The organism is Sinosporangium album, from assembly GCF_900100605.1.
Classification (GTDB): Bacteria; Actinomycetota; Actinomycetes; order Streptosporangiales; family Streptosporangiaceae; genus Sinosporangium; species Sinosporangium album.
This window is the reverse complement of the sequence record NZ_FNCN01000048.1, coordinates 17,140-28,051: the sequence shown is the minus strand read 5'-3', so window position 1 is coordinate 28,051 and position 10,912 is coordinate 17,140. Positions and strand designations below refer to the sequence as shown.

Below are 10,912 nucleotides of genomic sequence, written 5' to 3'. Positions count from 1 at the left end.
CGTTCGTCCTGAGCCAGGATCAAACTCTCCAAACAATGTCTGTCAAGCAGAACCCGGCTGAGCACCCCAAAAAAGGGTGTCAACCAAAGGAACCATCCCCCACCATCGGTGGGTGGACGGAGGTAATGCATCATGCACTGGCTTTTAGCACACTGTTGAGTTCTCAAGAAACGAACGCGTCCACCATCCGACCGGACCCTCAGGCCCGTTCTTCTGGGGCGTACCCATTCGCTTTTCGCTTGATCCGATTCTACAAGTTCTGGTCGATCTCGGTCAAACCGGCCGATCTTCCCGAACCTGTACAATCTTCACTGCCCCGTCTCCGGAGCAACCCTTCTAATTTACCTCGGCTTCCGCTTTGCGTCGAATCAACCGATTCTCCGGTCAACAGAGACGCACAGCAGAGCCCGTCGGGCTCGTCGGAGGGTTCGCCACCAGGGTGGGATGCTTGCGATCCACGCCCCTGCGGCGAAGAGAACACTAAGCCGACCCGGCCCCATCGTCAAATCAGCCCTGAAAGACAAACCTCCAGGTCAGGCCGGTGTACGGAGCAACGGGACACGTTCGCGACCGGAACGTTACCTTCGGAAGACCGATTCCAAACCCGCAACCTGCCCCGCTCACCGTCAAAGCCGCACGGAGCACGGCTTGGCCGGGAGGGCAGTCGGGGGCGGTTGAAGGCCGGGGCCGCGGACCTGCCGACCGGTAACCGGCATCCCAGCGCACAGAGAGCCCCCAAGCCCCGCGGTCCCCCGCGACAACGCATGCCCCTGCCCCCTGGCGGGCCCAGCAAGCCCCGCAGCGCCCGGATCCCTGCCAGACCGCGAACCCGCAGGCCCCGCAGCCCTGGCGGCCCCGCAACCCCTCACCGGCGACACGAGAGCGCACCCCCACGACAGCGCAAAAGCCCCGCCCGCTCGCGCGGGCCGGGCTTTCAGGCCGGGCTTTCAGGCCGGGCTTTCAGGCCGCGGTCACGCGCCGGCGACCTCGACGCCGCCGACAGACCGCTTGCCCCTGCGCAGGACGAGGAAACGCCCGTGGACCAGGTCCTCGGCGACCGGCACGTAGCCCTCGTCGGTGATCTTGACGTTGTTGAGGTAGGCCCCGCCCTCCTTGACGGCGCGGCGGGCCGCGGACTTGCTCTCCACGAGGCCGCTCTCCGCGATGAGGTCGACGAGCGTGGCCCCGAGGGCCGCGACGGTGGCCTTGGGGACCTCGGCGAGCGCGGCGGCGAGGGTGCGTTCGGGCAGCTCGGCCAGGTCGCCCTGCCCGAAGAGGGCCTTGGACGCGGCGATGACGGCCTCGCACTCCTCGGCGCCATGGACGAGGGTGGTGAACTCCTCGGCGAGCGCCCGCTGCGCGATGCGGGCCGCGGGCCGCTCGACGCTCTCCTTCTCCAGCGCCTCGATCTCCTCACGCGAGCGGAAGCTGAAGATCTTGAGGAACTTCACGATGTCCCGGTCATCGGAGTTCAGCCAGAACTGGTAGAAGGCGTACGGCGAGGTCATCTCCGGGTCGAGCCATACGGCTCCGCCGGCGGTCTTGCCGAACTTCGTGCCGTCGGCCTTGGTGATGAGCGGCATGGTGAGGGCGTGCACGTGGGCGCCTTCGACCCTGCGGATGAGGTCGCAGCCCGCGGTGATGTTGCCCCACTGGTCGCTGCCGCCGATCTGCAGGGTGCAGTCGTGCCTGCGGTTCAGTTCGAGGTAGTCGTTGGCCTGGAGGATCTGGTAGCTGAACTCGGTGTAGCTGAGCCCCTCCCCCGCCAGGCGCGCGCTGACGGCCTCGCGGGCGAGCATGCGGTTGATGGGGAAGTGCTTGCCGATGTCCCGCAGGAAGTCGATGGCGCCGAGCCCGCCGGTCCAGTCGAGGTTGCTCACGAGGGTCGCGGAGGTGGGGCCGCCGTCGAAGTCCAGGAACTTCTCCACCTGGACTCGGATGCGGGCGACCCATTGGGCGACGACGTCGGCGGTGTTGAGCGTGCGTTCGCTGTTGCGACCGCTGGGGTCGCCGATGAGGCCGGTGGCGCCGCCGACGAGGCCGATGGGCCGGTGCCCGGCCCGCTGGAACCTCGTCAGGGTGAGGAGGGGCACCATGTTGCCCATGTGCAGGGACGGTGCGGTGGGATCGAACCCGCAATAGACCGTGATCGGGCCCTCGGCCAGCGACTCGCGGAGTGCGTCGATGTCGGTGGACTGCGCGATCAATCCGCGCCAGGCGAGCTCATCGAGGATGTCGGTCACGGTTCAGGCGTTCCTAGGTTCGTGATTGCCGGGTGGACGGGATGGCCCGGCGGGGCCGGACCGTCCCTCGGGGTACAGCCTGCCTGATCATCCGGGCCTCGCGCCACTCGGGGCGGAGACCCGGGGCGCGGTAACGTGCGAGGCATGTGGAGGGTGAGGCGTGAAGTGACGGCGGCGAAGGCCGCCGGAGCGGTGGTGTGCCTGCTGCTGGCGATCTATTTCGCCGTCGCCAAGGACTGGCGGGGGGTCGTGCTGGCGGTGCCCGCCGCGCTGCTGCTGGGGGCGCTCGCGCTGCGGGACGTGCTCGCGCCGGTACGGCTGGCGGCCGACGAGGCCGGTCTCACGATGGTGGCGGGGTTCTCCGGCCGGCGTCGCGTCGCGTGGGGCGAGGTGACCGACATGCAGGTGGACGTGCGCAGGCGGCTGACGTCGCGCACGGAGCTACTGGAGATCCACACCGAGGATGGTCTGCACGTGTTCAGTGCCTTCGATCTCGGTGTGCCGTGTTCGCAGGCGCTGACCGATCTGCGCGAGGCGCGTGATCAGGCGCGGCGGCGCGGCATGTGCTGACGGTGGGGTGAGACGGTGGGGTCTGCCTTGATCCAGAAGCGCCACAGGGTCTCCTTCCCGTTGGCGATGCCGGTGCGGGGGCCGACGCCGATCGCGGTGGGCGCCGCGGCCTCGCCGGCCAGGACGCGCAGCGGGCCGGCGCCGCAGCAGTCGAGGCCGTTGTGGTCGCGGCCGAGGCCGAGGGCGACGGCGAGTCTGGCGGGCCCTCGGGCGAGGTCGCGTTCGGGGATGCGGCGCGGGGCCGGCCCGGCGGCGCGTGTGGCCTCGCGGGCGGCCCGGGCGAGGCCCGCCCCTTCGACGATCTCACCGGCTCGGAGGAGAACGGCGGAGCCCATGCCGCGCGGCAGGCAGACGAGGTTGGCGCAGAAATGCATGCCGTACGTGAAATAGACATACATATGCCCGGACTCGCCGAACATGACGGAGTTACGGGGTGTCTGACCGCGATAGGTGTGGGAGGCCGGGTCTTCGCCCGGCAGGCCGTACGCCTCGGTCTCGGTGAGGCGCACGGCGATCCGGCCCGCCGGTGTGTCATGGACGAGGACGCGCCCGAGGAGGTCGGGCGCGACCCGGTCGGCGGGCCGGTCGAAGAACTCCCGGGCTAGGAACCGCTCGCCCATGCCGCCTGGCCGTCGACCTGCTCGCGGAGGGCGGCGAGCTGTTCGCGGACGCGGTCCGGGGCGGTGCCGCCGTATGCCTTGCGGGCGGCCAGGGCGCCGGGCACGCTGAGGACGTCGCGCACGTCGGGGGTGAAGTGCGGGGAGACCTTGGCGAGCTCGTCGTCGGTCAGCTCGTCGAAGGTCTTGTCGCTGACCTGGCACCACACGACGAGGTGCCCGACGGCCTCGTGGGCCTCGCGGAACGGGATGCCCTTGCGCACGAGCAGCTCGGCGAGGTCGGTGGCAAGGGCGAACCCGTCGGGGGCGCTCGCGGCGAGCTTGGCGGTGTTGACGCGCATGGTGGCGACGAGCCCGGCGACGGCGGGCAGGACGAGCAGGAGGGTGTCGACGGTGTCGAAGACCGGCTCCTTATCCTCCTGCAAGTCGCGGTTGTACGTCTGCGGAAGGCCCTTGAGGGTGGTCAGCAGCGACATGAGGTTGCCGATGAGCCGCCCGGACTTGCCTCGGGCGAGCTCGGCGACGTCGGGGTTCTTCTTCTGCGGCATGATCGACGAGCCGGTGGAGTAGGCGTCGTCCATCTCGATCCAGCGGAACTCCTGCGAGGCCCACAGGACGATCTCCTCGCCGAGCCTCGACAGGTGCACGCCGATCAGGGAGCCGGCGAACAGGAACTCGGCGGCGAAGTCGCGGTCGGCGACCGCGTCCATGGAGTTGGGCGCGGCGGAGTCGAACCCGAGCTCGCGGGCGACCGCCTGCGGGTCGAGCGGCAGGGAGGAGCCGGCGAGCGCGCCGGAGCCGAGCGGGCAGACGGCGGCGCGGCGGTCCCAGTCGCGGAGCCGGTCGATGTCGCGCGAGAACGCGTGCACGTGGGACAGGAGCTGGTGGCCGAAGGACACCGGCTGGGCGTGCTGGAGGTGGGTCATGCCGGGGGCGGCCGTCTCGGCGTGCTCCTCGGCCTGCCCCATCAGCGCGGTCTCCAGCTCCACGAGCCTGGAGACGATGGTGCGCACGTGGTCGCGGAGGTAGAGCCGCAGGTCGGTGGCGATCTGGTCGTTGCGGCTGCGGCCGGCGCGCAGTTTGCCGCCGAGGGTGCCGAGCCGTTCGAGCAGGCCACGCTCAAGGGCGGTGTGGACGTCCTCGTCGGCGACCATCGGGCGGAACTCGCCGGCCTTGCAGGCGCGGTCCAGGTCGTCCAGCGCGCCGATGACGCGCGCTAGCTCGTCGTCGGTGAGCAGGCCGGCCCTCGACAGGACCCGCGCGTGGGCGCGGGAGGCCAGCAGATCGTACGGCGCGAGCCGCCAGTCGAACTGCACGCTGACCGAGAGCCTGGTCAGCGCGTCCGCCGGGCCCCCTTCGAACCGGCCGCCCCACAACCGCATGGGCTTGCCACCTTCACTCACGGTGAGTCTTCCTCGCTTTCGGATTGGAGCGTGCCGACGACTCTCAGCCCGCTGGGTCGCCTGGGGGCCGCGGTCCGTTCCCCGGGTGTTCCACGCGACCCTACAGGCAGCTTCTGACCGGAGGTGAACCGTCGAGGCGCGTCGTACGCCGCGTGTGCCGGGCCTGCTTCAGGCACGCCTGTCGGCGGCCCGCAGCAGGGCCTCGGCGACCGAGGCTCCCCCCTGGGGATCACGGCTGATGACCAGGATCGTGTCGTCTCCGGCGACCGTGCCGAGAATGGACTCCCATCCGGCGTGGTCGATCGCGGAGGCCAGGAACTGCGCCGCGCCGGGCGGGGTGCGGGCGATCACGAGGTTCGCGGACGCCTCGGCCGAGACGAGCAGTTCTTCGGCGATGCGCCGCAGCCGCGCGGCGGGGCTCTCCCCGGTGCCGATGCGGGCGAGCGGGATACGGCCGCCGCCTTCGCCGGGGAGGGCGTAGACCAAGGACCCGTCCTCGGCCCGGAGTTTGAGGGCTCCGAGCTCGTCGAGGTCGCGGGAGAGCGTGGCCTGGGTGACCTCGACGCCGCTCTCGGCCAGGAGTTTCGCCAGCTCGGGCTGGGAACGCACGGGCTGGCGGGCCAGCAGGTCGGTGATCTTCGCCTGCCTGGCCGACTTGGTCATGGGAATGTTCATTGGTGCTCCGGATGTGGGCGCGCTGAGGGTGTCATTCTTGCCCCAGGAGCCAGTGGAGCAGTGCCTTTTGGGCGTGGAGCCGGTTCTCCGCCTGGTCCCAGACGACGCTGCGCGGCCCGTCGAGCACCTGCGCGGCGATCTCGTAGTCCCGGTAGGCGGGCAGGCAGTGCAGCACGACCGCGTCCGGCGCGTGGGCGAGCAGGGCCTCGTTCACCTGGTACAGCATGAGCCCGGCGACGCGCTGCTCCTTGTCGCTCTGCCCCATGGACACCCACGTGTCGGTCGCGACCGCGTCGGCGCCTGCCACGGCGGCGACCGGGTCGGCCGTGTAGGCGACGGAGCCACCGGTGGTCTCCCCGATCTCCGCGGCGCGGGCGAGGACGGCCGGGTCGGGCCGGTAGCCCTCGGGGGCTCCGATCCGGACGTGCATGCCGGCGAGGGCGCCGCCGAGGAGGTAGGAGTGCGCCATGTTGTTCGCGCCGTCGCCGAGGTAGGCGAGGGTGAGTCCGCGGGTGGCGCCCTTGTGCTCGCGGACCGTCAGCAGGTCGGCGAGGATCTGGCACGGGTGGAACTCGTCGGTGAGGGCGTTGACGACCGGCACCTCCGACGCGTGTGCCATGGCCTCGATCCGCTCCTGCCCTCCGGTGCGCCACACGACGGCGGCGACCTGGCGCGACAGCACCTTGGCGGTGTCCTCGATCGGTTCACCGCGGCCCATCTGGGAGCCGGCGGCGTCCATGATCAGGGGCTGGCCGCCGAGTTCGGCGATGCCGACGGCGAACGACACGCGGGTCCTGGTCGAGTGCTTGTCGAAGAGCACGGCGACGGTGCGGGGGCCGGCGAGGGGGCGGTAGCCGTACCGGTCCTTCTTCATGGCGGCGGCGAGGTCGAGCACGTCGGCCTGCTCGGCCGCGGTGAGATCGTCGTCTCGCAGGAAGTGCCTAGGCATCGGCGGCCTCCGTGAGGATGGCGGGGAGCGCCGCCAGGAAGGCGTCGATCTCCTCGGAGGTGATCACGAGAGGCGGCGCGAGCCTGACGGCCGCGGGCTGTACGGCGTTGACCAGGAATCCGGCGCGCTCGGCCGCGGCCTGGACCTGCGCGGCCTTGGGTTCGGCGAGGAGGATCGCGCGCCACAGGCCGCGGCCCCTGACCCCGGTGAGCAGCGGGTGGTCGACGGCGGCGACGCCGCGGGCGAGGCGGTCGCCGACCGTGCGCACGTGGGCCAGCAGGTTCTCGGAGTCGATCGTGTCGAGGACGGCGAGGGCCGCGGCGCAGGAGACGGGGTTGCCGCCGAAGGTGGAGCCGTGGTCGCCCTTCTCGTAGATCGTTCCTGCGGGGCCGAAGCCGACGACGGCGCCGATGGGCATGCCTCCGCCGAGGCCTTTGGCCAGGGTGAGGATGTCGGGGGTGAAGCCGTCGGCCTGGTGGGCGAACCAGTGGCCGGCGCGTCCGATGGCCGACTGCACCTCGTCGGCGACCAGGAGGGCGCCGGTGGCGTCGCAGATCTCGCGGACGGCGGTCAGGTAGCCCTCGGAGGCGGGCACGACTCCGGCCTCGCCCTGTGTGGGTTCGAGGAAGACGGCGGCGCACTGGTCGGTGACGGCGGCCTTCAGGGCGTCGACATCGTCGAACGGGACGAAGCGCACATCCACCGGGAACGGGCCGAACGGCTCGCGGATGGACGCCTTGCCGGTGAGGGACAGTGCGCCCATCGTGCGGCCGTGGAAGCCGTTCTCGGTGGCGACGAAGTAGGTGCGGCCGGTGGCTTTGCCGTACTTCACCGCGAGCTTGTAGGCGCACTCGTTGGCCTCGGCACCGGAGTTGCACAGGAACACGCGGCCGGGGGCGCCGAGCAGGCCGAGAAGCCGCTCGGCGAGGAGCACCTCCTGCTCGTGGAGGTAGAGGTTGGAGGTGTGGGCGAGCGTGGCGACCTGCTCGGACACGGCTCGGACGATGGCGGGGTGGGCGTGGCCGAGGGAGCTGACCGCGATGCCGCCGATCAGGTCGAGGTATTCGCGCCCGTCCGCGCCCCAGACGCGGGACCCCTCGCCGCGGGCCAGCGCGACGGGCGGCACGCCGTAGTTCGGCATGAAGGCGGCCTCGAACCGCGTGCGGAGATCGGTCTGGCCTGCGTTCACTGGGCACCCCCGGGGAGGACCATGGTTCCGATGCCGTGGTCGGTGAAGATTTCGAGCAGGAGCGAGCGGGGCATCCTGCCGTCGAGGACGTGGGCCTGCGGTACGCCGCCCTTCACGGCGGTGAGGCATGCCTCCATCTTCGGCACCATGCCGCTTTCCAGCGTAGGCAGCAGTGCCGTGAGCTCGCCGGCGTCGAGTTCGCCGATCACCTCGGTGCTGCGCGGCCAGTCGGCGTAGAGCCCTGCCACGTCGGTCAGCATGATCAGTTTCTGCGCACCCAGCGCCACGGCCAGGGCCGCGGCGGCCGTGTCGGCGTTCACGTTGTAGACCGTGCCGTCCTCGCCGCGGGCGACCGACGACACGACCGGGATGCGCCCGTCGTCGAGGAGCGCGCGTACGGCACCGGCCTCCACGTTGACGATCTCGCCCACCTGGCCGATGTCCACCTTCTCCCCGTCGACGACGGCGTGCTTGCGGGCGGCGGTGAACAGGTGCGCGTCCTCGCCGGACATGCCGACGGCGAACGGGCCGTGCCGGTTGATCAGACCCACGACGTCGCGGTTGACCTGGCCTACGAGCACCATGCGGACGACCTCCATCGCCTCGGGGGTGGTGACCCGCAGGCCGGCGGTGAAGGTGCTCTCGATGCCGAGGCGCTGGAGATGGGCGTTGATCTGCGGGCCGCCGCCGTGCACGATGACCGGTTTGAGGCCGGCGTAGCGGAGGAACACGATGTCCTCCGCGAATCCCGCCTTGAGGGACTCGTCGGTCATGGCGTTGCCGCCGTACTTGACCACGACGGTGCTGCCGTGGAAGCGCGACAGCCACGGCAGCGCCTCGATCAGGGTGCCCGCCTTGGCCGCGGCGCCGGCGAAGGCGGTCGTGTCCAGGGCCGTCATGAGGAGTACGCCGAATTCTCGTGCACGTAGGCGGCGGTCAGGTCGGTCGTGTGGATGGTGGCGGCGTGCGGCCCGGCGGACAGGTCGACGGTGATCGTCACGTCGCGGGGACGGAGGTCCACCTTGTCGCGGTCGTCGCCGGCCGCGCCGCCGCGGCAGATCCAGACGCCGTTGATGGCCACGTTGAGCCGGTCGGGCTCGAACTCGGCGTCGGTGACGCCGACCGCGGACAGGACGCGGCCCCAGTTGGGGTCTTCGCCGTGGATCGCGCACTTGAGCAGGTTGGAGCGGGCGACCGAGCGTCCCACGGTCACCGCGTCCTCCTCGGACGCCGCGCCGACGACCTCGATGGCGATGGCCTTGGTGGCGCCTTCGGCGTCCACGAGGAGCTGCCTGGCCAGGTCGGCGCAGAGGCCGGTGATGCGCTTCTCGAACTCCGCGGGGTCGGGCACGACGCCGCTGGCGCCGCTGGCCATCAGCAGGACGGTGTCGTTGGTGGACATGCAGCCGTCGGTGTCGAGCCGGTCGAAGGTGACGGCGACGGCGCGGCGCAGGACCGCGTCGAGCTGGTCCGCGGGGACGTCGGCGTCGGTGGTGATGACGCAGAGCATGGTGGCGAGGGCCGGGGCGAGCATGCCGGCGCCCTTGGCCATGCCGCCGACCATGTAGCCGCCCTCACCGCGTTTGAAGGAGATCTTGGAGACGGTGTCGGTGGTGCGGATCGCGTCGGCGGCGGCGAGGCCGCCGTCCCTGCTGAGCTGGCTCGCGGCGGTGACCACGCCGGGGAGCAGGGCGTCCATCGGGAGCCGCTCGCCGATGAGGCCGGTGGAGCACACCACGATCTGACCGGCGGACTCCTCGAGGACCTCCGCGGTCTTCTCCGCGGTGACATGGGTGTCCTGGAACCCGGGGTGGCCTGTGCAGGCGTTCGCACCGCCGGAGTTGAGGATCGCGGCGCGCACCTTGCCGCCCTTGACGACCTGCTCCGACCAGACGACCGGGGCGGCCTTCACACGGTTGCGGGTGAAGACGCCCGCCGCGGCGCGCGACGGCCCGTCGTTGACGACGAGGGCGAGGTCGCGGGCTCCGCCGGTCTTGATGCCTGCGGCGATGCCTGCGGCCCTGAAGCCGAGAGGGGCGGTAACGCTCATGGGGCGACTCCGATGAGGGGAAGGCCGAGTTCTTCCGGTAGTCCCAAGGCGAGGTTGGCGCTCTGGATCGCGCCGCCCGCAGTGCCCTTGGTCAGGTTGTCGATGGCGACGACGGCGACGATCCGGCCCGCGGACGCGTCGAGCGCGACCTGCAGCACGGCGGTGTTGGCGCCGAGCGTCATCGAGGTGGCGGGCCAGCGGCCCTCGGGCAGCAGGTGCAGGAACGGCTCGTCCTTGACCGCGGTCTCGTAGGTCTCGCGCAGCGATTCCGCGGTGACTCCGGGGGCGGCGGACGCGGTGCAGGTGGCGAGGATGCCGCGGCTCATGGGCACGAGCATCGGGGTGAACGACACGCTGACCGGCGCCCCGGCGACCGCCGAGAGGTTCTGCTCCATCTCGGGGGTGTGGCGGTGCACTCCCCCGGCGTTGTAGGCGCTCGCCGAACCGATGACCTCGCTGGCCAGCAGGTTCGTCTTGGGGGCGCGGCCGGCGCCCGAGGTGCCGGAGGCGGCGACCACGACAACGTCGGGCATGGCGAGCCCTGCGGCGAAGGCGGGCATGAGGGCCAGGGTGGCGGCGGTCGGATAGCAGCCGGGCACAGCGATGCGGCGGGCTCCGCGCAGGGTCTTGCGGGCCCCCGGCAGTTCGGGCAGGCCGTACGGCCAGGTGCCGGGGTGGGCTCCGCCGTAGAACCTCTCCCATGCGCCGGCGTCGGCCAGGCGGAAGTCGGCGCCGCAGTCGACGACCACGGTGTCGCCGCCGAGCCGCTCGGCGAGGGCGTGGGACTGACCGTGGGGCAGGGCCAGGAAGACGACGTCGTGGCCGGCGAGCGTCTCGGGGGTGGTCTCGGCGAGCACGCGGTCGGCGAGTTGAAGGAGGTGGGGCTGGTGCTCGGCGAGGGCGGTGCCCGCACTCGCACCGGCGGTGAGGGCTCCGATCTCGATGGCGGGGTGGCTGAGCAGCAGGCGCAGCAGCTCTCCCCCCGCGTAGCCGCTGGCTCCTGCGACGGCCGCTCTCATCGGCACCCTCCCTGCATGTCTATGCATTAGAACTCATGAGCTTGCTTAAGGATTATGCAGCGTACAGGATGTTCATGCAAGGCCCGTCCCACTCCCCGGACGGATCACGGATGAGTCGGGGGCGTCGCCCCTGAGCAGCGGGGCGACCTGGGGCACGGGCGGGCCCACGGGGAGCAAACACTGCCCGGCGTGGGGGA

10 protein-coding genes are annotated in these 10,912 nt (G+C 71.1%); 1 reads left to right on the top strand and 9 read right to left on the bottom strand.

The features are described from left to right. Positions 1–971 precede the first annotated feature (971 nt). Positions 972–2,243 carry a tyrosine--tRNA ligase gene (gene tyrS / locus BLQ73_RS28765; protein ID WP_093175558.1) on the bottom strand — a complete coding sequence of 424 codons (1,272 nt, stop codon included), beginning with the start codon at positions 2,241–2,243 and terminating at the stop codon, positions 972–974. Between the two features lie 144 nt (positions 2,244–2,387). Between tyrS and BLQ73_RS28760 the strand changes: the two genes are divergently transcribed. After that, entirely contained in the window at positions 2,388–2,813 is a 426-nt protein-coding gene (locus BLQ73_RS28760; protein ID WP_093175555.1) for a PH domain-containing protein, read from the top strand. Here BLQ73_RS28760 and BLQ73_RS28755 read toward each other — a convergent pair. The 8 genes from BLQ73_RS28755 to argC form a co-directional block, all read right to left on the bottom strand. Beyond that, a complete protein-coding gene (locus tag BLQ73_RS28755) occupies positions 2,786–3,433 on the bottom strand; it encodes a DNA-3-methyladenine glycosylase (RefSeq protein WP_093175552.1) in 648 nt (215 codons plus the stop codon). The genes BLQ73_RS28760 and BLQ73_RS28755 overlap by 28 nt on opposite strands. Beyond that, positions 3,415–4,833, bottom strand: a complete 1,419-nt coding sequence (gene argH, locus BLQ73_RS28750) for an argininosuccinate lyase (protein ID WP_245691530.1) — start codon at positions 4,831–4,833, stop codon at positions 3,415–3,417. The genes BLQ73_RS28755 and argH overlap by 19 nt, the downstream gene beginning before the upstream one ends. A 168-nt stretch (positions 4,834–5,001) precedes the next feature. Further along, positions 5,002–5,508, bottom strand: a complete 507-nt coding sequence (locus BLQ73_RS28745; protein ID WP_093175546.1) for an arginine repressor — start codon at positions 5,506–5,508, stop codon at positions 5,002–5,004. Between the two features lie 31 nt (positions 5,509–5,539). Further along, complete coding sequence (gene argF, locus BLQ73_RS28740; RefSeq protein WP_093175544.1) at positions 5,540–6,457, bottom strand: ornithine carbamoyltransferase; 918 nt, start codon at positions 6,455–6,457, stop codon at positions 5,540–5,542. Further along, entirely contained in the window at positions 6,450–7,598 is a 1,149-nt protein-coding gene (locus BLQ73_RS28735) for an acetylornithine transaminase (protein ID WP_245691531.1), read from the bottom strand. Before BLQ73_RS28735 ends, argF begins: the two co-directional genes overlap by 8 nt. A gap of 44 nt (positions 7,599–7,642) precedes the next feature. Continuing rightward, positions 7,643–8,545, bottom strand: a complete 903-nt coding sequence (gene argB, locus BLQ73_RS28730) for an acetylglutamate kinase (protein WP_093175539.1) — start codon at positions 8,543–8,545, stop codon at positions 7,643–7,645. After that, positions 8,542–9,696 carry a bifunctional glutamate N-acetyltransferase/amino-acid acetyltransferase ArgJ gene (argJ, locus tag BLQ73_RS28725; RefSeq protein WP_093175536.1) on the bottom strand — a complete coding sequence of 385 codons (1,155 nt, stop codon included), beginning with the start codon at positions 9,694–9,696 and terminating at the stop codon, positions 8,542–8,544. The genes argB and argJ overlap by 4 nt, the downstream gene beginning before the upstream one ends. Then, positions 9,693–10,721, bottom strand: coding sequence for an N-acetyl-gamma-glutamyl-phosphate reductase (argC, locus tag BLQ73_RS28720; protein ID WP_218126065.1), 1,029 nt, complete (start codon positions 10,719–10,721; stop codon positions 9,693–9,695). Before argC ends, argJ begins: the two co-directional genes overlap by 4 nt. Positions 10,722–10,912 lie beyond the last annotated feature (191 nt).